The organism is Selenomonas ruminantium subsp. ruminantium ATCC 12561 (assembly GCF_000424065.1).
Classification (GTDB): domain Bacteria; phylum Bacillota; class Negativicutes; order Selenomonadales; family Selenomonadaceae; genus Selenomonas_A; species Selenomonas_A ruminantium.
The window spans coordinates 18,594-42,341 of record NZ_AUJE01000026.1; the positions used below are offsets into that span (position 1 = coordinate 18,594).

At 44.6% G+C, this 23,748-nt stretch carries 21 protein-coding genes; 18 read left to right on the forward strand and 3 right to left on the reverse strand.

The window, feature by feature from the left end:
* Positions 1 to 29 precede the first annotated feature (29 nt).
* The 6 genes from rlmD to G598_RS0110330 all read left to right on the forward strand — a co-directional run bounded on the left by rlmD (position 30) and on the right by G598_RS0110330 (position 7,761).
* Positions 30 to 1,403: a 23S rRNA (uracil(1939)-C(5))-methyltransferase RlmD gene (rlmD, locus tag G598_RS0110305; RefSeq protein ID WP_026766900.1), complete on the forward strand. Its 1,374-nt coding sequence runs from the start codon at positions 30 to 32 to the stop codon at positions 1,401 to 1,403.
* Between the two features lie 214 nt (positions 1,404 to 1,617).
* Positions 1,618 to 2,385: a cyclase family protein gene (locus tag G598_RS0110310; protein WP_026766901.1), complete on the forward strand. Its 768-nt coding sequence runs from the start codon at positions 1,618 to 1,620 to the stop codon at positions 2,383 to 2,385.
* 340 nt (positions 2,386 to 2,725) lie between these two features.
* Entirely contained in the window at positions 2,726 to 4,897 is a 2,172-nt protein-coding gene (locus G598_RS0110315) for an ATP-dependent helicase (RefSeq protein WP_026766902.1), read from the forward strand.
* Positions 4,898 to 4,915: 18 nt separating this feature from the next.
* Positions 4,916 to 5,443, forward strand: a complete 528-nt coding sequence (locus tag G598_RS0110320) for a hypothetical protein (protein ID WP_026766903.1) — start codon at positions 4,916 to 4,918, stop codon at positions 5,441 to 5,443.
* Positions 5,444 to 5,461: 18 nt separating this feature from the next.
* Complete coding sequence (locus tag G598_RS0110325) at positions 5,462 to 5,722, forward strand: hypothetical protein (RefSeq protein WP_026766904.1); 261 nt, start codon at positions 5,462 to 5,464, stop codon at positions 5,720 to 5,722.
* A gap of 413 nt (positions 5,723 to 6,135) precedes the next feature.
* Entirely contained in the window at positions 6,136 to 7,761 is a 1,626-nt protein-coding gene (locus G598_RS0110330; protein WP_026766905.1) for a peptide chain release factor 3, read from the forward strand.
* Positions 7,762 to 7,811: 50 nt separating this feature from the next.
* Here G598_RS0110330 and G598_RS0110335 read toward each other — a convergent pair whose 3' ends face one another.
* Positions 7,812 to 8,588: a DUF4931 domain-containing protein gene (locus G598_RS0110335; RefSeq protein ID WP_102012095.1), complete on the reverse strand. Its 777-nt coding sequence runs from the start codon at positions 8,586 to 8,588 to the stop codon at positions 7,812 to 7,814.
* A 174-nt stretch (positions 8,589 to 8,762) separates the two neighbouring features.
* Positions 8,763 to 8,954 carry a 50S ribosomal protein L28 gene (rpmB, locus tag G598_RS0110340; RefSeq protein ID WP_014424781.1) on the reverse strand — a complete coding sequence of 64 codons (192 nt, stop codon included), beginning with the start codon at positions 8,952 to 8,954 and terminating at the stop codon, positions 8,763 to 8,765.
* Positions 8,955 to 9,662: 708 nt separating this feature from the next.
* On the opposite strand from rpmB, the gene G598_RS0110350 reads away from it, so the two are divergent.
* From G598_RS0110350 to G598_RS0110390, 9 genes are all read left to right on the forward strand, one after another.
* Positions 9,663 to 10,844: a type III PLP-dependent enzyme gene (locus tag G598_RS0110350; RefSeq protein WP_026766907.1), complete on the forward strand. Its 1,182-nt coding sequence runs from the start codon at positions 9,663 to 9,665 to the stop codon at positions 10,842 to 10,844.
* Positions 10,844 to 11,029, forward strand: a complete 186-nt coding sequence (locus G598_RS0110355; RefSeq protein WP_026766908.1) for a hypothetical protein — start codon at positions 10,844 to 10,846, stop codon at positions 11,027 to 11,029. The genes G598_RS0110350 and G598_RS0110355 overlap by 1 nt, the downstream gene beginning before the upstream one ends.
* Positions 11,030 to 11,114: 85 nt before the next feature.
* On the forward strand, positions 11,115 to 11,948 hold the full coding sequence (amrS, locus tag G598_RS0110360; protein ID WP_026766909.1) for an AmmeMemoRadiSam system radical SAM enzyme: 834 nt from the start codon (positions 11,115 to 11,117) through the stop codon (positions 11,946 to 11,948).
* A 92-nt stretch (positions 11,949 to 12,040) separates the two neighbouring features.
* Positions 12,041 to 12,595 carry a Uma2 family endonuclease gene (locus G598_RS17700; protein WP_037363932.1) on the forward strand — a complete coding sequence of 185 codons (555 nt, stop codon included), beginning with the start codon at positions 12,041 to 12,043 and terminating at the stop codon, positions 12,593 to 12,595.
* Between the two features lie 145 nt (positions 12,596 to 12,740).
* Positions 12,741 to 12,956, forward strand: coding sequence for a DUF3791 domain-containing protein (locus G598_RS0110370; protein ID WP_026766910.1), 216 nt, complete (start codon positions 12,741 to 12,743; stop codon positions 12,954 to 12,956).
* The gene (locus G598_RS0110375) at positions 12,953 to 13,432 is read left to right on the forward strand and encodes a DUF3990 domain-containing protein (protein WP_026766911.1); all 480 of its coding nucleotides are present in this window, start codon (positions 12,953 to 12,955) and stop codon (positions 13,430 to 13,432) included. The genes G598_RS0110370 and G598_RS0110375 overlap by 4 nt, the downstream gene beginning before the upstream one ends.
* 3 nt (positions 13,433 to 13,435) lie before the next feature.
* Entirely contained in the window at positions 13,436 to 13,666 is a 231-nt protein-coding gene (locus tag G598_RS0110380) for a hypothetical protein (RefSeq protein ID WP_026766912.1), read from the forward strand.
* A gap of 185 nt (positions 13,667 to 13,851) precedes the next feature.
* The gene (locus tag G598_RS0110385) at positions 13,852 to 14,448 is read left to right on the forward strand and encodes a class I SAM-dependent methyltransferase (RefSeq protein WP_026766913.1); all 597 of its coding nucleotides are present in this window, start codon (positions 13,852 to 13,854) and stop codon (positions 14,446 to 14,448) included.
* Positions 14,418 to 16,847 carry a DEAD/DEAH box helicase family protein gene (locus tag G598_RS0110390; protein ID WP_026766914.1) on the forward strand — a complete coding sequence of 810 codons (2,430 nt, stop codon included), beginning with the start codon at positions 14,418 to 14,420 and terminating at the stop codon, positions 16,845 to 16,847. Before G598_RS0110385 ends, G598_RS0110390 begins: the two co-directional genes overlap by 31 nt.
* Positions 16,848 to 16,893: 46 nt before the next feature.
* On the opposite strand, the gene G598_RS17705 is transcribed toward G598_RS0110390, so the two are convergent.
* The gene (locus tag G598_RS17705; RefSeq protein ID WP_037363934.1) at positions 16,894 to 17,259 is read right to left on the reverse strand and encodes a helix-turn-helix domain-containing protein; all 366 of its coding nucleotides are present in this window, start codon (positions 17,257 to 17,259) and stop codon (positions 16,894 to 16,896) included.
* Positions 17,260 to 17,547: 288 nt separating this feature from the next.
* On the opposite strand from G598_RS17705, the gene G598_RS0110400 reads away from it, so the two are divergent.
* Genes G598_RS0110400 through G598_RS0110410 form a run of 3 tightly spaced genes read left to right on the forward strand, consistent with a single transcriptional unit; the run spans position 17,548 to position 23,743 of the window.
* A complete protein-coding gene (locus G598_RS0110400; RefSeq protein WP_245582794.1) occupies positions 17,548 to 19,215 on the forward strand; it encodes a phosphoadenosine phosphosulfate reductase domain-containing protein in 1,668 nt (555 codons plus the stop codon).
* A gap of 27 nt (positions 19,216 to 19,242) precedes the next feature.
* Positions 19,243 to 20,139: a DUF4007 family protein gene (locus G598_RS0110405; protein ID WP_026766916.1), complete on the forward strand. Its 897-nt coding sequence runs from the start codon at positions 19,243 to 19,245 to the stop codon at positions 20,137 to 20,139.
* A gap of 4 nt (positions 20,140 to 20,143) precedes the next feature.
* Positions 20,144 to 23,743: a hypothetical protein gene (locus tag G598_RS0110410; protein ID WP_026766917.1), complete on the forward strand. Its 3,600-nt coding sequence runs from the start codon at positions 20,144 to 20,146 to the stop codon at positions 23,741 to 23,743.
* Positions 23,744 to 23,748 lie beyond the last annotated feature (5 nt).

Below are 23,748 nucleotides of genomic sequence, written 5' to 3' on the forward strand. Positions count from 1 at the left end.
GTGTTTTATAGGTAAGGAAGGAAATAAAAGTGAGCAAAAAAGTTCCCGTCGAAAAAGGAAAAGCTTATGAAATCGTAATCAACACGCTGGGTACCAGCGGTGAAGGCGTAGGCCGCTATGAAGAGTTTACGGTTTTCGTGCCCTACGCCCTGCCGGGGGAAACGGTGGAAGCTGTTATTGATGAGGTCAAAAAGACCTATGCCAAGGGGCATGTCAAAAAAATCATCAAGCAAAGTGCGGACCGAGTGGAGCCGATTTGCGGCATTTATGATAAATGCGGCGGCTGTCAGCTGCAGCACCTTGACTATATGGCTCAGCTGAACGCCAAGCGTCAGCAGGTTATCGACGCGGTGACTCGTATCGGCAAACAGCCGGATTTGCATGTTGAACCCACCATCGGAGCGGCTACGCCGTGGAACTACCGCAATAAGATGCAGTTCCCCATCGGCCGTGACAAGGGCAAGACCATTATCGGCTGCTTTGCGCAAGGGAGCCATGCCATCATTGACACAACGGACTGCCATATTCAAAAAGAGGGCAACAACGAAGTCGTCAATGCTGTGCGGGAAATCGTCACCAAGCTGAATATTCCCGTCTATAATGAGGACAAACATACCGGCGTACTGCGTCATGTGGTAGGACGTGTGGGCAAGAATGGTGACATCATGGTGGTTATCGTCACGGCCACCAAGACCATGCCCAAGGAAAAAGAATTTGTCAAAATGTTGCGGGCAAGACTGCCCAAGGTGGTCAGCGTCCATCAGAATATCCAGACCTACCATAACAACGTCATTATGGGCCGCGATACGAAACTCCTTTGGGGCCGCCCGACCATTCAGGACAGCATTGGCCGCCTGAACTTCCATATCTCGCCGCGCTCTTTCTTCCAGGTCAACACAAGTCAGGCAGAAGTTCTTTACAACAAGGCGCTGGAATATGCGAACCTGAGCGGTCAGGAAACGGTTATTGATGCTTATTGCGGTACGGGTACGATTACCCTGTTCCTCGCGCAGAAAGCGCATAGCGTTATCGGCATCGAAATCGTGAAGCCGGCGATTCTTGACGCGCAGAAAAATGCCCGCGATAACAACGTGCGCAATGCTGAATTTATCGTGGGTGATGCTACCAAGGTTATGCCGCGTCTCTACAAGCAGGGCGTCCGGGCAGATGTAGTGGTCGTAGACCCACCGCGTGCAGGCTGTACGCCGACGGTTCTCGAAACCTTTGCCAATATGCAGCCGGAACGCATTGTCTACGTTTCCTGCAACCCCGCTAGTCTCGCCCGCGATATCGCCATCCTTGACGAACTGGGATATAAAGCGGTGAAAGTACAGCCTGTGGATATGTTCCCGTGTACTTCGCATGTGGAGAGCGTGGCGTTGCTACAACGGAAAGAATCCTGAAACGCTTTGATTTTGCTTGCTTCTGGCCATGTTGTAACGACTGAGAAGGAAAATGCCAGAAATAGGTAATATGTATCTTTGTTTAATGTAAACGTACATATGATACTAAAAACAGGGGATAAGACTGCTTTTTTGCAATAAATGTTGACACACCTTCTAGAATGTATTATATTACCTATTGTATAGATATGTAATAGTTGTGGGGGTGCATTCTATGAGTCATCAGTTATGGAATCTTATCAATGAGCTGCAGTCGGAGAAATATGAATGGGTAGATTTAAGCCATTCCGTAAACAATGACAGCCCTTACTGGGCGGGTATACCTGAGGGGGCGGTGGAGCTATCCAAGACTGTATTTGACTGGGGCAATCCTATGCTTGAATGCCTGATTCAAACATTCAAGTTTCCTGGGCAGTTTGGCACGCATATTGATTTTCCTGGTCATTTTGTCAAAGATGCGCCTCTGTCGGAAAAATTTGGTGTCAGGCATATGCTTTACCCATTGGTCGTAATAGATATTCGCGATAAGGTGCGTGAGGACGTGCATTACGCTGTTACGGTGGAGGATATCAAGGCTTTTGAAGCAAAATATGGAGATATCCCGGATGGAGCTTTTGTTGCGCTTAATGCTGGTTGGGCAAAGAATTGGCCGGACATGGATAAATTGTCGGGGATAGATGAAGATGGCAATGAAAATGCTCCCGGCTGGTCACTGGAAGCATTGAAGTATATCTACGAGGTGCGCAATGCGGCAGCTAATGGCCATGAAACCTTGGATACGGATGCCAGTGCTGTAGCTGCTGCTTCCGGTGATCTGGCTTGCGAACGCTATGTGCTCAGCAAGGGAAAGCTGCAGATTGAAGTATTGAATAATCTGGATAGAGTAGCACCGGTGGGAGCATTGCTGTTCGCTGCCTGGCCTAATATTGAACAGGCTACGGGATTGCCGGTTCGTGTGTTGGCAATTACGCAAAAAAAATAATTGGATGAAAGAGAAAAGGCTGTGAAAAAGACAAGAGTGAGCTGCACATAAATGCAGCTACCTTGTCTTTTTTTGCAGCAAATAGTGATACTCTTTTGTTCATCCTCGGAGAGATTGTCAAGGAGCATGAAGAATGCGGTTTAATAACATTGTTTCGAGGAATTATAGAAAAATATGTAAGGTAGCGGTATAATTGTCAGTAACGAATAACGGCAGTGCAAAGGCGGATGGCTGTGGTTGATTTGCCTGCGATTACTAAAGGTCGCAAGCGGTACAGGCATAAATCGGTAAAACAAGCAGCTTTGCTGCATAAAGGTTGACAATAATCAAGGAGACGGATATGGAGGAGAATGAGTTTGAGCTTTTAGCAGGGCTTAATAAGGCGCAGCTGGAGGCTGTTACAGAGACGGAAGGTTATGTGCGGGTACTGGCCGGGGCTGGTTCCGGCAAGACAAGAGCACTGAGCCATAGATTTGCCTATTTGGTAAATGAAATCGGCATTATGCCGGGAAATATCCTGTGCGTAACCTTTACCAATAAATCGGCTACAGAGATGCGGAAACGGATTCATCTGCTTACAGGGGATAATGACACAGGCTATATCAATACGTTTCATGGATTCTGCGTGTCCGTACTGCAGGAAGACAGTTATGCCGTACAATACCCCAAGAGTTTCCTGGTGCTGGATAACAGCGATATTGATGCCATGCTGAAGATTATCTACGAGGAGAGAAAGCTTTCCCTGCGGGATATGACCTTTGCTAAGGCGAGGGATATGATTGAGATACGAAAGATTTTCACCGAGCCGGAATACTATCAGGATATGATTGCCATGTCGCAGGAGGCCATCAAGGAAAAGTATGAAAGGGCTGTGGAGCCGAAGGACATTATCTTCTATGGTTATTTGTATCAGGAGAAGAAGTGCTTTGGCCTTGATTACAATGACCTCATCAAGTTTACCTTATATATCTTTGAGCAGAAGGAAGAATTGCGGCTGAAATGGCAGCAGCGTCTGGAATACATCATGATTGATGAATTTCAGGATATTGATGAGCTGCAGTACCGTTTGATGAAGATTTTGTGCGGCTATCATAAGAATCTCTTTGTCGTAGGTGACCCCGACCAGACCATTTATACGTGGCGTGGGGCTAATATCCGTTATTTACAGAACTTTGACCAGGAATTCAAGCCATGCAAGACCATTTACATGATGGAAAACTATCGCTCTACGCCGGAAATTCTGGCTGTGGCCAATGACCTGATTGCTCATAACCGATATCGGATAGAGAAAAAATTGGTGCCAACATTGCCAAATGGTGAATCTGTCCTGTGTTCCAGCAATGAATCGCCGGAAAAAGAAGCCCAATGGATTGCGCAGGAGATTGAAAAGCTGCATGAAAAGGATGTGCCTTACCGAAATATCGCAGTTTTATATCGGGCGCATTATTTGACCCGTTCTATCGAAGAAGTATTCATGAAGGAGGAACTTCCGTATACGCTTTACAGCGGGATACATTTCTTTGACCGGAAGGAAATCAAGGATGCCCTGTCCTACTTGCGCATGATTGCCTATCGGGATGACCTGTCTTTCCAGCGGATAGTCAATGTCCCCAAGCGTAACCTTGGGGAGCGTAGAATGGCATTTCTGCAGGAATATGCCGAGCAGAATAAGTGCAGCCTTTATGATGCCTTAAAAAGCACCCTTGACCATGAATTGATTAAGGGAACCAAAGCCAATCGGTTTGTGGAGCTTGTAGAGGAATTTTCGGCAACATATAGTGGCAGGCCGGTATCGGAGGTGCTGTCGGCACTATTAGATGCCAGCGGCTATGAAGAAATGCTGCGCACGGAAGGTAGTCAGGAACGTCTGGATAATCTGGCAGAGCTGAAACAGGCCATCTATGAGTATGAAACTTCCTGCGGGGAAGAAGCCATGCTGGAGCATTATCTGGCAAGAGTGGCACTTTTAACCAACAGTGATACGGCTGAGCAGGGGGATAAAATAAAGCTGATGACTGTTCACGCGGCCAAAGGTTTGGAGTTTCCTTATGTGTTCCTCTGTGGATTGAATGAGGGCATATTCCCCTCCAGAAAAACCAGAACAGAGCAGGCGATGGAAGAAGAACGGCGGCTGGCCTTTGTGGCTGTTACACGAGCACAGAAAAGGCTCTATTTGTCTGCAGCCTCTGGCCTGAATTTTGATGCGTCTCTAAGATACCCCTCAAGATTCTTGCTGGAGATTGATGATAAGCTGCTGGAATACGCAAAGCCTGTGGCAGAAAGTGTTCAGAAAGATGCCTGGGATTATATCCGAGGGATGGATAAACGAATGGAGCAGGGGCAGACTGCAAAAAAAGCAGTATTTACTAAAGGTGATAAGGTATTGCACCGCATTATGGGTGAAGGTGAAATACTGGATATCAACACGGATAAAGGTGCTTATGTCATAAAGTTTGAGGATATTGAAACGCCAAGGGAAATTTCGTTTAAGGCGAAGTTGGAAAAGGCGTAGTTTTGGGAGGAAATGTAAATGAAGAAAATAGCTTTGATGATTTGTGCATTGATGATTATGGGCATAAGCAGTGTATTTGCCAATGGGATGACGGATGGTGTGGATATCACAGGCAAAAGATATGATATGAAGGTGGAATATAAGAAGGTGCCGAGGCAGCCTCAACCGGATATGCCTGAGCGAGAAAACTATCTTTACTTGAACCATAATATTCCAATCTGTGGGGTGGATGAAGCAACGGTTTATTATCTGGACTTGACCAGTTGTAATTATTATGTGGAAGATGGTGTTGCCTACGTAAGCTGCATTGTATATGCGGGTAATGGTGGTGCAGATGCCTATGGAAATCCTGCTAAGATTGCAAAATCGACGTATCGGTTCAGTACGTTTAAAAATGTTGGCCAGAGAAATATCCGCTTGTTGAGTTGCGTGAATAAAAATGGCGAAAATGTGACGGCATATGAGTATAAGTGGGATAATGGTTTCCTGTATTCAATATTCTGGAAGGCTGCGGATAAAGTAGGAATCAGCCAATATTTAGACTGATGCTAGAGGTGAACGAAAATGGACTTGGCTGGAATTTTCGGAGAAGCGGAAAAATATGTAAAAGAGTTCCATGCCTGGAGTGCCACTGTTATGGATATCACCATTCAAATCTCAGCGGTAAATGGCAGATTTACACTGGACTTCATGCAGAAGTTTCAAAGCCCTGTTTATCTAAATGCATTTTTGCAGGAACTGGCAGATAACGGCATAGTTTATGAACTGCAGGATAAACAGATAAGGTCATTGCCTGCAATCAGAGCGCCGTGGCAGGGCTTATAGGAATTCTGATGCAGCTATATATGAGATGGAATTCGTATGCCCGTAAGCTGAAGATGTCCGTGATTAAGTGCTAGGTCGGTAGAGAAAAATGGGTAAAAGCGATATAAATGAAATAAAGATATTTTTTCCGCAGCACTGTTGTTCGTGCCAATTTTCTTGTCTTCCGTTCTTATTTTATGGTAAAATGGGTGTTATGCGAGTGCGTAGAGGCTGCCAATAGATATAAGTACGCTCTGTGGCATTGCCCCAGAGGGAAACCGCAAGATGCTTCGCAGCTAGTCGTAGCAAGGCTTTACGTTGCTCGTACACGAAACAACCATCTTTTTCGTATTTTGAACCTTTTAGGAATTTCAAAAGGGAAAAGTGGGATTGCGTCAATATTAAACGAATTATACGACATTGGAGGATTTATTTTGTCAGCTTTAAGCGCAGAACTTGATAAAGAAATTGAAAAGCGTCGTACCTTTGCCATCATCTCGCACCCGGATGCAGGTAAGACGACGTTGACGGAAAAACTTTTGCTCTACGGTGGTGCCATTCATCTGGCTGGTTCCATCAAATCCCGCAAGACGCAGCGTCATGCGGTGTCCGACTGGATGGAAATTGAAAAACAGCGTGGTATCTCGGTAACGTCTTCGGTATTGCAGTTTGACTATGATGGCTGCCGTATCAACATTCTCGACACGCCGGGCCATCAGGACTTCAGTGAAGATACCTATCGCACCTTGATGGCTGTGGACAGCGCTGTCATGGTTATCGACGTAGCCAAGGGTGTCGAGGCGCAGACGAAAAAGCTCTTTAAGGTCTGCAAACAGCGTGGTATTCCTATCTTTACCTTTGTCAACAAGCTTGACCATTTCGGCAAGGCGCCGATTGACCTGATGGACGAAATCGAAAACGTGCTGGGCATTCGCTCCTATCCCATGAACTGGCCAATTGGTCAGGACGGGCAGTATATGGGCGTGTATGACCGCCGCAACGACAAGGTGCTGCTCTTTGCCGCCGACACCACCCACGGTCAGGAAGCCCGCGTAGCCGATGTGTTTGAGCCGGATGACCCGCAGGTTATCGAACGCGTGGGCGAAGACGTTTGGGAAGCTTTGCAGGAGGACTTGGAACTCTTGAACGAAGCCGGTGAAGAATTTGACATGGCTAAGGTCAATGAAGGGGAATTGACGCCGATGTTCTTTGGTTCGGCTATGACCAACTTCGGTGTGCAGGACTTCCTGGAAGGCTATATTGAAATGGCCCCTACGCCACAGCCGCGCAAGTCCTCGGATGGTCTGATTGCCGCTAACGATGAAAAGTTCTCTGGCTTTGTCTTCAAGATTCAGGCGAACATGAATCCGGCACATCGTGACCGTCTGGCCTTTATCCGCATTTGCTCCGGCAAATTCGAGCGCAATATGGAAGTTTGGCATGAACGCACGGGCAAGATGCTCAAACTGGCCCAGCCCCAGCAGTTCCTGGCGCAGGACAGACAGATTATCGACACGGCATATCCCGGCGATATCGTCGGCCTTTTTGACCCGGGCGTGTTCGGTATCGGCGATACGGTCTGCGATGCCAGCCATAAGTTCAAATATGCCGATTTCCCGGTATTCCCGCCAGAAAAATTTGCCCGCGTACAGGCCAAGGATACCATGAAACGCAAGCAGTTCGTCAAGGGCATTGAACAGCTGACGCAGGAAGGTGCGATTCAGCTGTTCCAGCAGGCCGGCGCTGGTACGGAATCCTACATTGTAGGCACTGTCGGCACCCTGCAGTTTGAAGTGCTCGAATACCGCCTCAAGAACGAGTATAACGTAGATATCGAGATGAATATGCAGCCCTATGAAGTTGCACGCTGGATGGCCTTTGAAGACGGCCATGAAGTAACGCCGGCAGAGCTTAAAGGCGCTGACCGCGGTATGTTCGTCTACGACCGCCACAATAACCCGGTGCTGCTGGTCAACAACGAATGGGCTTTGGGCTGGATTACCGACAACAATCCGGAACTTATTCTCAATCACGTACCTTTTGACAAAAAAGAAGCATAAGAAAATGTCATCTGACTGGTTAATTTGACCGGTCAGATGACATTTTTTGCTTATGTGGAAAAATAAAGCTGCTTGATTTCAGCTACAGCTTCCGGAATATTGGTAGGACATACATGAATGCCATAACCGACATAGAGCGGCGGTGTGGCAAAACGGGGCATGATTTTGGCATAAACTTGTCCCTTTAGCTGGTAGAAGAAGATATTGTAGCTTTGTATCCGTCCTTGATGAAAATGACGGGTGAAATAGTCGGTGCCAATTTGCAGGAATTTGGCCAAAGCCGAGATGGCAGCAGGGCTTTCGATTTCTGCAGGGATAATATTGAGTTCCCAGAATCCGATTCGGGGAGTGGTGGAGATATTGAATTCCACGCCGTTTTGACAGGTGATGATTTCCCCAGCAAACTCCTCCGGCAGAGCGCTCAAAGGCTGTTCCAGGTGAGGAAAGGCTACAATCTGCATATGTGGATGACGGATAGTCCCGCCGGATAGCGGCCCATAGTTCTTGAAGAACACCACATCATCATATTTGCCGGATTGCAGGAGCCGCTGCCAATGGTGCAGGCCAAAGCGCAGCAGGCGTTCCATATGGGGGGCAGAGTAGTCTGGCATATCGCTGTGACAGATATCCGTTTCAATCAGGACGAATTGTTCCGTGCCGGAAAGGACGTTATATTTATTGCGCAGCAGGATAATTGGCCCATCTTTATCGATGATATCCGTCAGTTCCTCTGGATGGCAGAAGGGGCAGTAGTTGTCCGGATGACGGATGGTTTCCGGTTTATTCTTTCCTATCTGCATATCAAAGTCTATGATATTGTATGGTATGGCCATAGAATGTTCACCACCTTAAAAAGTTTCGCACTGTATGTATTTATAGTTAAGTCTAGCACAAGGCATTTTGAAAAACAATGTGTCAGTGCATATAAAATAACCCTACCGCAACAACTGCGATAGGGTTATTTTATGATATATCAGCTTTTGGTGATATTTATGCGCAAATTAAAGGGCACGCTGAACCTTACCAGAACGCAGGCAACGCGTGCAGACGTTGACACGTTTCACTTCGCCTTCAACAACAGCGCGTACACGCTGGATGTTCGGCTTCCAAGTGCGTCTCGTCTTCAAGTGGGAATGGCTGACATTGTTGCCAGACAGTTCGCCTTTAGCGCAGATTTCGCAAACACTTGCCATGTGTTACACCTCCTTCTAAAAATATGGTCTAATATACTCGAATATACATATCTAAGCACATTTGAACCCTATAAACATAAATTTAAGGAATGTTTGCCCTTCATACAACAAAAGGGCAAACGTCCTCTTTTGTGGCATCTCTGCCATCTCCGTGCAAGCACGGGAAATTTCCTTCTTGCCCATGTCATCATGAAGCTCATGTGTTTCCCTGTTATCCCCGCAGGACATTAGCGGTGTTTCTTGGTTGGCACTCTCAGAGCAGCGGACTGATGGTTTACATCCGCAGGTGAGTCTTTAACTTATCCCGACAACTTAGTTCATCCCGCAAACAGCTTTCGCTGAACACGGTCACTTGGGCTTGAAACGGCCCGTTAAGCATATGTATATAAGATTTTGTCCACTTATATACATATTTATCGATATTTTCAACTACTTAACGGTTCGTCCTTAACCTGTGGGAGCCAACTCGCTCCTAACACACAATAATGGTATTTTAGCACAAAAAGTGGGGGGGTGCAAGTACTTTTACTTGACAGGGTGAAAAATTTGGCCAAAAATTTTGCTTATCGCAAATCCTGTGGTGTTTTTTGTAAAAGAAGTTTTTATTTCGATTTTATATTGTTAATTTGTATCATTTATATTACAATGTAGCTTATGAGATGAACATTTGTCAATTCATCTTAAATTTACTATGGAACGGGTTGTGTTATGCAAAATTTCAGACTTACCGAAAAAGAAGTAAAAACGCTTGCCAAGCGTTACCCGACGCCCTTTTTGGTGGCATCGCTGGACAAGGTTGAGGAAAACTACCAGTTTATGCGCCGTCATTTACCGCGGGCGGGGGTATTTTATGCGATGAAGGCGAATCCTACGCCGGAAATTTTGTCCCGGTTGGCAGGTTTGGGCGCTCATTTTGATGTGGCCTCTGCCGGGGAGATGGAGATTCTACATGAATTGGGTGTAGATGGTTCGCAGATGATATATGCTAATCCGGTAAAGGATAGGCGGGGTTTGGAGGCGGCTCAGAAGTTTAACGTGCGCCGCTTTACCTTTGATGACCACACCGAGATTCCCAAGATGGCTGAGGCTGTGCCAGGGGCCGATGTATTGGTGCGCATTGCTGTGCGCAATAACAAGGCGCTGGTGGATCTCAATACGAAGTTCGGTGCACCTGTTGAAGAAGCCCTTGACCTCCTTTTGGCCGCCCAAAAAGCGGGCCTGCATGCTATGGGCATCTGCTTCCATGTGGGCAGTCAGTCCCTCTCCACAGCAGCTTATGAAGAAGCCTTGCTGGTGGCGAGAAAACTCTTTGATGAAGCAGAAGAAATGGGCATGCACCTGACGGATTTGGATATCGGCGGCGGTTTCCCCGTGCCGGATGCCAATGGCCTGAATGTGGATTTGGCGGCGATGATGGAAGCCATCAACAAACAGATTGACCGACTGTTCCCGGATACGGCGGTTTGGACGGAGCCAGGACGTTATATGTGCGGTACGGCAGTAAATCTCATCACTTCCGTTATCGGTACCAAGAATCGTGGTGAGCAGCCCTGGTATATTCTCGATGAGGGCATTTATGGCTGTTTCTCCGGGATTATGTATGACCATTGGACGTATCCATTGCACTGCTTCGGCAAGAGCGCCAAGAAACTTTCAACCTTCGGTGGCCCCAGCTGTGATGGCATTGATGTGCTGTATCGCGACTTTATGGCGCCGGAACTGAAAATCGGAGATAACGTATTGGTGACGGAGATGGGCGCGTATACCAGCGTCAGTGCGACCCGTTTCAATGGCTTTTACCTGGCGCCGACCATTATCTTTGAGCAGCAGCCAGAGTATGAGGCGCGTATTACGGACGATGACGAAATCAAGGATAAGGCGGCAGTATAATGGACATTGCAGAAATCAAGCACATGCTGTTGCATGCGCTGACGGAAGATGAATTGGTGGAGCGTCTGGACAAGGCAAAATCCCAGCAGGAAGTGTATGGCATTTTGCAGGAGTTGTCATACTTCACCCTGACCATGGAAGAATTCAAACAGGGAATAGAAGCCCTGCAAAACGAAGAAGCATAAACGAAAAGCTGACAAGTCCTAATTGACCTGTCAGCTTTTCTTGCACAAGTATTTTTCAGATAAATCAGATTTTGAGGTGGCGAACATGAATAAGCAAGCATGTAATCTTTGTCCGCATCATTGTGCTTTGGCAGAAGGACAAGTTGGTTTTTGCCGTACACGCCGCAACGAGGGAGGGCAGATAAAAAGTCTGAATTACGGCAGAGTTACTTCGCTGGCCATTGACCCCATCGAAAAAAAGCCTTTGTATCATTTTTATCCGGGCAGCGTGATTCTGTCCCTGGGCAGTTTCGGTTGCAATATGGCCTGTCCCTTTTGCCAGAATCATACGATTTCCCAAGGGGGAGAGCGGGAAGTACGCTGGCAAATCAGTCCGATGCAGTTGGCAGAGCTGGCGCAGGAGACAAGTCAGCAATATGGCAGTATCGGCGTGGCCTTTACCTATAACGAGCCATTACTGAGCTATGAATACCTGCGGGATACGCTGCCCTTATTGCATCAGGCGGGACAAAAAAACGTGCTCGTTACGAACGGACAGATTGAAGAAGAACCATTGACGGAATTGCTGCCTTATGTGGATGCCATGAATATCGACCTCAAGGCCTTTGCGGACAAAACGTATGCCAAACTGGGCGGCAGCCTGCAGGCTGCACAGCGGACAATCCAAATGGCGGCAGAAGCGGGCGTGTATGTGGAAGTGACCACATTGGTTGTTCCGGGCATAAGCGATGATATCAACGAATTTTGTGCGGAGGTAGATTGGCTGGCAGGTGTCAATAGAGAAATCCCCCTGCATTTGTCACGCTATTTTCCACGCTATCAATATAAAGCATCTGCCACGCAATTGGATAAGCTCTATGAATTGCAAAAAATAGCCCAAAAGAGAATGAAATATGTGTACTTGGGCAATGTCGGTTGACCAGTCAATTTGACCGGTTAGCGGCGGGCGGTGTATAATATGGGAGAACAGGAAAAGATATAGGCGTTCATAGTGAAAGAGAGGGATTTCGGATGGAGGCGCTGAAGGACTACCGAAAAAACGAATTGCTGAATGGCGTTGTGTATAATATGAGTCCGGCAAATATTCGTCATATTCGAATACAGGGGCATTTGCACCGGATTATCGGCAATTTCCTGCAAGGGAAGAAATGTATGGTGTTCTCCGAAGCAGAAGTCGTATTTAGCGAACAAAACCATTTGATACCGGACATTAACATCACTTGTGAACGCTCTAAGGTTAAAGATACCTATATTGACGGAGCACCGGACTTTGTTGCTGAAATTCTTTCGCCCAGTACCCGCAAACGGGATATGACCGTCAAGAAGGATATTTACGAAAAATTTGGGGTAAAAGAATATTGGATAATCAGCCCTAAAGACGAAGCTATTGAAGTATACAGACTTAATGAGCATGGTGTGTACTATCTTGACAATATCTATACAAACTTCAGTGAAAATGAGTGGGCACGTTTAACAGCAGAAGAAAGAGCTGAACAAAAACTGTCCTTGAAAGTGAGTTTGTATGATGATTTGGAGATTCAGTTAAAGGATATTTTTGCTGATTGAACCATCAGAAACATTTTCAGCCGTGAGGCGTATGCCAAAAGTTTGCAAGATGCTCGTGATGTTTTTGAAGCACGTATTCTTGATAAGCAGGGAAGTACTACTTTTGAATTTTTGGCAGCTAATTACGGGAAATGAGGTGTTGACTATGAATCAGGACAGCATGGAATTTGTAGTTTACATGATTCACGCTTGTGCCAATAAATGGAATCTTTCTCCCAAACAGGTATATGGTAAATTGCAGGAGACTGGCTGTATTGACAAATATCTCGTGCCTAATTATGATATTCTCCATACGCAGGGCAGCGGCTATTTGGTAGATGACATTAAAGAATACTTGCGGATAAGAGGTGTGGAGGTATGATAGTTTATCACGGCTCGACAGAGATAATCAAAAAGCCGGATGTGTTGCATTCTTATCGGTTGCTTGATTTTGGTCAGGGATTTTATGTAACTACGGTCAAGGAACAGGCTATGCGCTGGGCACGGCGTAAGGCTGGTTTGCAAAAGGGGAAATCAGCTGTGGTGAATTGCTATCAGATGGCTGATGATATTGACGGTTTGAAGCATAAGACGTTTTCGGAAGATTTGATGGAATGGATAGACTTTGTTTGCAAGTGCCGGGATGGAAATACAGATTATAAAGAGTATGACCTAATTTCTGGTAAGGTTGCAAATGATAAAGTGTTTCGGGTGGTGGACTTATACCGTACTGGCATTTGGGAGAAGGATAGAGCATTAAAGGAAATCAAAGCTTATCCCAATTATGACCAGATAGCGTTCATAACACAGAAAGCCATTGATAAATTACTGAGTTACGATTCTTACTTTGAGGTGTAAGTCATGGACGAAAATGTTTTGGAACAGGTCTATCAGGAAAAACTGGAAGAACGTATTATCGCGCAGCTGGCCCAGGAGAAAGCGATATCGCTGGAAAAGGCCATGCACATATATTATGGCAGTGATTTAGCTGATAAAATCCATAGCGGCATGGAGGGGATTCAGTATTTGGACTATCGAGTTTTGACACAGATACTGGAAGAAACGGAACTTGAAAGATTTTTGGATAATTGATCGCTCAGTTGCCCTTTTATTATCCAATGATGCAGCCTTCGGGCTGCTTTTTTCATGCCTGTTGTACCATAGATCTCTTCAAATAACATTAACATACTACATTTAACGTGAAATTTTATCTATATAACGGCAAAAGAGAGTTTGTACCTGGCAATTCCCGCTAAAATGAAACTGGGGGGATGAAAATGGATGATGTGCAAGAAATAACGATGCAATACTATAACGATAATGCAACAGAATTTGTCAGCCAAACCCAACAGGTGGACTTTACGGAAATCCAGCAAGCTTTTCTAAGGCGTATACCCGTTGGTGGTCATATATTGGATTTTGGCTGTGGCTCTGGGCGGGACAGCTATTATTTCCTCTCACAGGGATTTCGCGTAACCGCATTAGATGGAGCCGAAAACCTGGCCTCACTGGCAGAAGATTATATCCATCAGCAGGTGGTCAGACAGTCCTTTGCTGACTTTGCGGAAACCGATGCTTATGATGGGATATGGGCCTGTGCTTCCCTGTTGCATTTGCCTTGGAAAACATTAAGGCAGGTTGTGCAGAATTTGGCGGCTGGTTTGCATAGCGAGGGGATATTCTATGCTTCGTTCAAATATGGTGACTTTTCCGGTATGCGGCATGGCCGTTATTTTACCGATTTGACAGAAGAACGCTGGCGATTACTGACGGAAGGTATTACATGGGAGACGTTGAACCTTTGGGTGACGGGCGATGTAAGGGAAGGGCGGTCAGATGAGCAATGGCTGAACATACTGTGCAAAAAACGCTAGGGAAAACGGCGAATAAGAATTCGGCGGTATTTACTGGTGATGCTGGAAAACAGCTGTTTCCCGCTTTGCGAAAACTGGCAATAAAGGCAGCCCGTATTGAGATTATGGTCGCTTATACAAGAGAATCTGGTGTGCGCCTGATTTTGCCTGTGCTGCTGGAAGCCGTGAAAAATGGTGCGGCTGTCACGTTGCTGACGGGTACGAATTTTAATCTGACTGAGCCGCAGGCCTTGTATTTATTGCGCTACTATCTAGGTGATAAGGTGGAATTGCGCTTTTATAAGGATGAATCGCGTAACTTTCATCCGAAAGCGTACTTCCTGCATTTTGATATGCATAGTTATTTGTTCGTTGGTTCGTCCAATCTATCTGCCAGTGCATTAGGCGGGGCAGTGGAGTGGAATTATCGCTTGGACAGTCGGGATAATCCTCAGGAATATCAGGAGTTCTATCAGACCTTTCAACATATCTATGACAATCATTCTATATTGGTTGATGAGGATAAATTATGCCAGTATGCCAGACATTGGCAAAAATCGCCGTTATTATCAGCAGAAACAAAAGTTGCTGACCATGCAGAAATTCAGCCACGCGGTGCGCAGATTGAAGCGCTTTACTACTTGGACAAAACGCGGTCAGAGGGAGCTGATAAGGCAATTATTCATGCGGCCACAGGCACTGGCAAGACTTATCTGGCGGCTTTTGATTCTGTGCCTTATGCCAAAGTGCTCTTTATTGCCCATCGTGAAGAAATTTTGCGGCAGGCCGCTGTAGCTTTTCAACATGTACGCGGCTCGGCTGATTATGGCTTTTTTACCGGCAAAATAAAGCAAACAGATAAAAAAATGCTGTTTGCTTCCGTGGAAACATTAGGGCAGGAAAAATATTTGCACCCGGATTATTTTGCGACGGATTGCTTTGATTACATTGTCATAGATGAATTTCATCATGCGGTGAGCAGCCAGTACCAAAATATCCTGCGGTATTTCCAGCCTAAATTCCTGTTGGGGCTGACCGCAACGACTGAACGCTTGGATGGGCGGAATATCTACGCGTTATGTGATTACAATGTACCCTTTGAATTATCCTTGTTTGAGGCGATTAACCGCGGTATGTTGGTGCCTTTTCGCTACTATGGTATATACGATGATACGGATTATAAATCCCTGCGTCCGGTGGCAGGAACCTATGCTGCCGGCGATTTGAATTGTATTTATCTGGATAATATCCGGCGGATGAAAAATATCCTAAGTCATTATCGAAAATATCGTTCGCAACGTGCACTAGGGTTCTGTGCAACGCGTGAACATGCAGAAAGCATGGCGGATTTTTTTGTAAAACAGGGAATAAAAGCAGCGGCAGTATACAGCAATGCGCAGGGAAAATATGCAGAGGAAAGAAGCAAGGCTGTAGAACGATTAAATGCAGGCGATTTGCAGGTAATTTTTGCGGTGGATATGTTTAATGAGGGCATAGATATTCCTGCCTTGGATATGGTCATGTTTCTGCGGCCAACGGAATCGCCTACCGTATTTATGCAGCAGTTTGGCCGTGGCTTGCGCTTATATCCGGGCAAGGAATATTTGGTGGTGCTGGACTTCATTGGCAATTATCATAATGCCGGGCTGGTAAAGGGATTGCTTTGCGGCGAGGAAAGAGCCTCTTATGGAGAACATGATGCGCTAGCGGCGCCGGCTAACTGCTATGTTGATTTCGACTTGCGGCTGCTCGATCTCTTTGCACAAATGGAAAAAGGACGGCAGCCTTTGCGGGCAGCCATCCGGGAGGAATACTATCGCATCAAACAACTGTTGGGCAAGCGCCCTTCCAGAATGGAACTCTTTGCCAATATGACGGTATCTGTATACGAACAATGCCTGAAACACCCCAAGGAGAGTCCGTTCAAACATTATCTGATGCTTTTGGCAGAACTCAATGAACTTACGCCTGCAGAGCAAGCAATCCAAGGTACTGTAGCAGAGGAATTCCTGCAGGAAATGATGAATACGGCAATGACCAAGGTATATAAGATGCCCGTGTTACTGGCGTTGCAGGAGAAGCGCCGTCTGAAAGCCGGGATTACCTATGCCGATATATTACCGGTGTGGAAGCAGTTCTTCGCACATGGCCGAAACTGGCAGGATTTGCCGCATGTAGGAAGCTTTCAAGATTATCAAAAGCTTACGGATTCATGGCATTTGACGAAAATCAAAAAAATGCCGGTGCAATTCCTGCAAAGTGCTTTTTTACAAAGCCGGGGTGAGTGGGCTTTGGTATTTTGTGAAGCGATGGAACCATACTTAGACAATGAAGTGGTAGTAACTCATTTTCAGGACATTGTGGAATACCGAGCCAAGGATTACTACAGGCGGCGATATCTTATACAAGCAGAAAAATAACGGCAGCGTGCCCGTTGACGATTGCGTCACAGGCACGCTGCCGTTTTTATTCTTTTTTGGACAAGGCTACGATGGCATCAATAATGTCCTTTGATTTTTCATCTAAGTGTGGGTATTCAGCGATTAAAGAAGATAACCGGCTGTCTATGGGGGTATCCCGTATCTGGAAGGTTTTTAGTGCGTCAGGTTCAAGAGCCTCCGAGGTGGCAGTATAGGCATTGGGGACGAAAAACGCAATGTCCGTGGCAAGAGCCTGGGCTAATAGCTGTAAATCCTCAGCGGATATGCCCGTAGTGTAGCCACGTTCCCAGTTGGAGACTACCTGTGAAGATTTATGAATACGCTGACCAAGCTCAATCTGGGTCAGGCCAAGATATTTACGTCGTTCTTTGATTCTGTCACCGATGGACATGATTCGTATCACCTCTGAAAGTATTATAGCGGAAAAATGTACAAAGTTGATACAATTAACCGTATTTGAGAAAAACTAACCGATTGGTTGAATGGTAACGAAATTCGTTATATAATATTAATGTACATTTATAATCGTGGTAACTCTAAAAATAAATGAAAAAGCCGTCATTCATAGGGATAGACGGCTAATTTTATAGGTATAAAATAACGGAATCCGTTATATGTAAGGAATTAATTTATGTGGTGTAAAGATTGTAAGATAGAAACTTTAGATAAAACATGTCCTGTGTGTGGCAGCGAAACAATAGAGGATATCCCTACGGAAGTATACTACTGTACGCATTGTCATACGCCGATTATCAAGCGTATCAATGATGCGCAGAAAGATATATGCCCGCTATGTCAGGAAAAAATGAAGTATTTGACGGCAGATTTAAGACCAGTGTTCCCCGAAGAACGCCGCTTGCTGGAGCTGTTGTTGAACAAAGAGCCATATAGTCTGCGAAAAGCATCTGTATGGGCTAACAAAAACCGTTACTATATAGATGGTAAGGGAAAAACCGTAACGAACAGTATATACACTGCGGCAGATGTAGAAAAACTGCGGCAAGCACTGGCGGAAAGCCGTATGGATGAGTATGATGAAGCTTTTCAACGACAAGTGGAATTATTTGTGCAAGCCAATCGGGAGCATTTAGCGGCGATTATCGAAGAAGCACATGACTTTATTCGTCATGAAGCTGAGAAGTATCCGCAGGAGAATATCGTCCTGTCTTTTTCTGGCGGTAAGGATTCTACCGTGGTGGCCGATATCGTAACCAAAGCGTTGAGCAATCCGAGCTTGGTGCATATCTTTGGCAATACAACCTTAGAATTTCCGATGACGATGGAATATGCCAAGCGTTTTCGCATAGACCATCCCCAGGCGATATTTCAAGTAGCCGAGAACAAAGAGCAGAACTTCATGGATATGTGCGCGGAAATTGGGCCGCCAGCCCGCATGATGCGGTGGTGTTGCTCCATGTTTAAGACTGGCCCCATCACGCGGATTATCAGTAATTTTTATCGCAATCAGCAGATTTTAACCTTTTACGGTATTCGCAAGTTTGAATCGGTCAGCCGCAGTAAATATAACCGGGTAGAGAAGAATACGGAATCGGTAAAGATTCAGCAACAGACCGTAGCAGCGCCGATTTTCAACTGGAAGGATATTGATGTTTGGCTTTATATTTTATCCGAAAAAATAGATTTCAATGATGCCTATCGTTTGGGGTATGACCGGGTGGGCTGTTATTGCTGTCCAAACAATAATAGTCGCGCACAGTTCTTGTCTAGCATCTATATGCCGGATAAGTCTACGGCATGGCGAAATTTCTTGATTGATTTTGCCAAGAAGATTGGCAAGGCTGATGCGGAAGTCTATGTTGATTCCGGCAAGTGGAAAGCAAGACAGGGCGGTAATGGCTTAGCGGCAGCCAAAACAGTCAAGCTGCAATTCACGAATTGTACTTCGGAAGAACATTCCAAGATATATAAGCTGTTCAAGCCTTATGATGATGAACTGATTAATATGTTTACACCATTTGGAAAAGTAGCAAAAGACTTAGGACAAAAACTATTGCAAGAAACCATTATTTTGGATGCGAAAAGCAATGTGCCTATTCTATCGTTACAACCCTTTATGCAGGATGGTTATGAGCATGCTGTAAAGGTAAAGACCTTAAACGTAGAAAATCATGATGAATTACAGCGCCTGGCAGGTTATCAAATCCGGAAATTCAATGCCTGCCGCAGGTGCTTGAAGTGTGAATCACTATGCAGGACGGGGGCAATTTCCATAATCGGTGATTCCTACTATATCGACCCGGAAAAGTGCGTTCACTGCTATAAGTGCATGAACGCCAAATATTTGGCGGGCGGCTGCATGATGGACAAGTATTTGCGAACGAAATAATAACGAATGATAAGGGAGAAATAGATAATGAAATTTAGGGGCCACGAGACATTCTTTATTCGTAAGGGCTGGCTCAGCAAAGGCATGAAGTATGTAAAACAAAATGGTGCCGTGTTTGTAAGCAAGGACGAAAAGCCCATGGATGTGCTGGGCATTGGTTCAAATATGGTGAAGTCTCTGCGCTATTGGCTACAGGTCGCAGGGATAACGCAGGAAAAGAAGTCTGGTAAACGCATCCAAACATTTACTCCATTGGGGGAGTTGATTTACCAATATGACCGTTACATAGAAGAACAGGGAACGCTGGCGCTTTTGCAATATCATTTAGCCAACAATGAGGAGGAAGCTACTTCGTGGTACTATTTCTTCAATTTCTTTAAAATGCAGGAGTTTACCAAGGAAGACTTTATGAACAGTTTAAGAAACTGGGTTACGATGCAGGACGAGAGTGCCAACGTGGCAGAACGTTCTTTGCAGGATGATTTTAACTGTATAATCAATACGTATTTGCCGCGCTATAAAAGCAGCGCGAAATACGTATCACCAGAAAATAACATTGCTTGTCCGTTAGGGGAATTAGGTCTTGTAGACTATGTCAGCCGGGAAAATAAGATTTATCGCAAAAATATTATGACGGCAGAACAAATTCCAGCGCGGATTGCCTGGGCAATGATTCTAAGTAAGCATCCGAATCAAACAGAGATAACTTTGGATAGCCTGCAGAATGATGCGGGGAGTATTGGCCGCGTATTTAATCTCGATGTAATTACCTTACTCAGGGTGCTACGAAATATCGAGAATATGGGCGTATTGAAGATTGTACGTACTGCGGGGCTCGATGTAGTAAAGGTGCTAAAAATGGAAACAGCATTAGAAAATATCGAGGCATATTATAAAGAAATTTGGGAAGAACAAGGTGAATGAGCAAATGATAAAAGTGGCAGATGGTTTTCAGTATTCCGTAAATCTTAGCTACGATTTATACCACGATGAAAAAATAGAGAATTTTATCCCCACAAATTCAGCACTGGATTTCATGGAGGATGTGCTAAAGTCTACGGCAGAAAACTCTACGGATAGAGCACGCGTTTTGATTGGTGCTTATGGGCGGGGAAAATCACATATGGTACTCACGACGCTTTCTTTGCTGCTGAAAAAGGACAGGGCAAAGTTTCGTCATTTACAGCCTAAATTAGCTGAACGAGAAGACTTAGCACGAGAAATCAAGCGCTATTATAATTCCACTGATAAAATCCTGCCGGTGATTATTTCCGGCAGTAGCACGAGTATACCACAGGCGTTCTTGATGGCGTTAGAACACACCTTGCGGGATGAGAATCTTCTCGATATTATGCCGGATACCAATTACAAGGCGGCCATCCGTTGTGTGAACAAGTGGAAAAATGATTTTCCAGAAACGTATAAAGAACTTAATGCTAAAATTAATGGCACGATGCAGGATTTTCTTGCCCGGCTAACCGCTTATGATATTGCAGCGTATCAAGAGTTTGAGAAAATCTATCCGCAACTGACTGCGGGAAGTGTGTTTAACCCCTTTATTGGCTTCGATGTGGTGGAGTTGTATGAAAGTGTACTGGAAAGCTTAAAAGAAAAAGGGTACACAGGTATTTATGTCGTATACGACGAATTTAGCAAATTCCTTGAAGCAAATATTCAAGGGGCGTCTGTCAGTGATACGAAGCTTTTGCAGGACTTTGCCGAAAAATGCAATCGCAGTGGGAAAAATCAGTTGCACTTGCTGCTGATTTCCCATAAAGAAATTGCCAATTACATTGATAAGCTGCCAAAACAAAAAACGGACGGCTGGCGTGGCGTGTCTGAACGATTTAAGCATATTCATTTAAGTGATGACTATGAGCAGACTTACGGCATTATCGGTACAGCGATTCAGAAGGATGAAGATAAATGGCAGAAATTTCAGCAGGAATATGCACAGAATTTTAACGGTTTAGAAAAACTTTATGATAAACATGATATCCTTAAAGGTTTTTCAGAACAGGAAAAGAGACAATATCTATATTCCTGTTATCCATTGCATCCGATAACAACATTTATTTTGCCACGCTTATCAGAAAAAATCGCTCAGAATGAAAGAACGCTATTTACATTTCTGTCAGCAGATACGCGCTATACCTTAGTAGACTTTTTACGGCAAGAAACTAACGGATTCCGTTTATTGACTCCTGATTATGTATTCGATTATTTCCTGCCACTGCTGGAAAAAGAAGTATATGCAGGTGAAATACACAAAACGTATATATTGGCCAAGAATATTTTAGGCAGGGTTACTGGTAATACTTTACAAGGCAAAATCATAAAAATTCTAGCCCTTATTTACATGGTGGAACAATTTGAACTGTTACCGCCTACACAAATAGAGTTAGAAAGAATTTTACAGCAGGAATATTCGATAGATGAAATTGATAAAGCCTTAGCAGAGTTGATTGACAAGAAATACGTACTCTATTTGAAACGCAGCAACGGCTATTTATGCTTAAAACAGTCTTCGGGGGTAAATATCTATCAAAAAATTGGTGATTTTGTAGCGGCCAATGCTAATTATGATGTGAAGAAGCTTCTTAATCAAATGAATTTTGACCGTTATATGTATCCTGCTAAATACAATGATGAACGTGAAATAACGCGCTTCTTCGCTTTTGAATTCATCCATGCCAGTGAAGTAGGTGCTGACGTTGATTGGGATATCAAGAGTGAAAATATTGAAGCAGACGGTATTATTTATGCTATTTTGCCGGATTCTGAAGAAGAATTAATAGCAGCAACGGAAAAACTGCCACAAGTAGACGCTAAATATAAACGTTTTCTCTTTGTGGTGCCGCAGGAATACATGGATATCCGGGATAAACTCTTGGAATTCCATGCAGTAACAGAGTTAAGAGAAAATGCCATTGGCGATAGTGTTCTTTATGGCGAGTATGATTTGGTATATAGCGACTTATATGATGTTGTACGGGAGTTTATTCAACGATATACCAGACCAGAACGCGGTAAGGCAGCTTATTATCATATGGGTAATAAACAGAATATTCATCGCCGTTCGCAGTTATCAAGACTGCTTTCCGACATATGTAATGATGTTTATCGCAATACCCCGGTTATTAATAATGAGGTAATCAACAAAAATGAACTGACGACTACGGCCATCAATAGCAGTCATAAGGTGTTATCGGCTATATTGCGTACGGAAGTAGAACCGGAATTAGGTCTTACGGGAACGGGGCAGGATGTTTCGATTATGCGCAGTACGCTTATGCGGACAAAAATATTAACTGTAGATGAAGATGGTTGGACCTTTAATCGTAATACCGGTGATAAAAACATGGATTTGGTTTTAGAAACCATATATCACTTTATGGAGGAACCCTCTAAAAGTGGCAAAAGACGTAATTTTGCAGACTTGTATAAATTACTGATGGCGCCAGAATGCATGTTCGGCCTTAGAAAAGGCGTTATCCCCATATACTTAGCCGTGGCGATGCATAGTCATAAGAAAACCGTTATCATCTACGATAAGGGTGAGCCCGTCAATATTACTGCTGATGTATTGCAACAAATAAATGCCAGTCCGGGAAACTATACCTTAGAAAAAATTGACTGGTCAAACGATAAAGAAATCTATATTCATGATTTAGAGAAGGTCTTTGCTGATTTTATTACATTAGATGAAAGCAAAGCAGATAATTTTGAACATGTAGCCAAAGGCATGTTCAAATGGTATCTTTCGTTGCCCAAGTATGCGCGTGATATGCATTGCTTGCCTAATGGTGAGAAAATAAATTCAGATTATGTTCCTTTCCGTAAGGCGGTAAAAGATAGCCGAAATGCCAGCGAATTGCTATTTGAAAAGCTGCCACGGATTTTTAAGCGGCAATTAACAGAGCCGTCTGAATTATGTCTAGCGATTCAACATGCAAAATCATTTTTTGACCATGCTGTAATTGCATTGCAGGCGGATGCGACGCAGTGTTTGCGGGATGTTTTTCAGCATGGTCAGCCTAAAAGGGCATCATTAAAGTCAATCATGCTGGACTTTTGTGATAGTCTACCTTTGGCCGTGTTTGAAGAAATATTTGCCGATGGAACAAGCAAATTTTTGGAGTTGTGCCGCACGGATGGAATTAATGATAATGAGCTTTTGCATAGTATTGTGCGATATGCAACAGGGCTTCGCCTGACGGATTGGAGCGACCAAACCTTTGTCGATTTTCAAAATAAGATAAAACAGTATAAGGAAACGGCCTGTGGTTTTGAAGTGGAAGACTCTCAGGAAAGTGTCGCAACTGAAGAACCGCATAGTGACTATGAATTTACCTTCTTAAATGCACAGGGAAAAGCAGCTAAAAAAAGATTTGCTAAGATTGACTATTCGCCGCGGGCAAAACTCCTGCGCAATAGTTTGCTGGCTAATATTGAAGCAATAGGACAGTCTATTAGCGAACAGGAAAAAAGGCAGGTTGTAGCTGAAATCCTGCAAGAGTTCTGTTAAGGGAG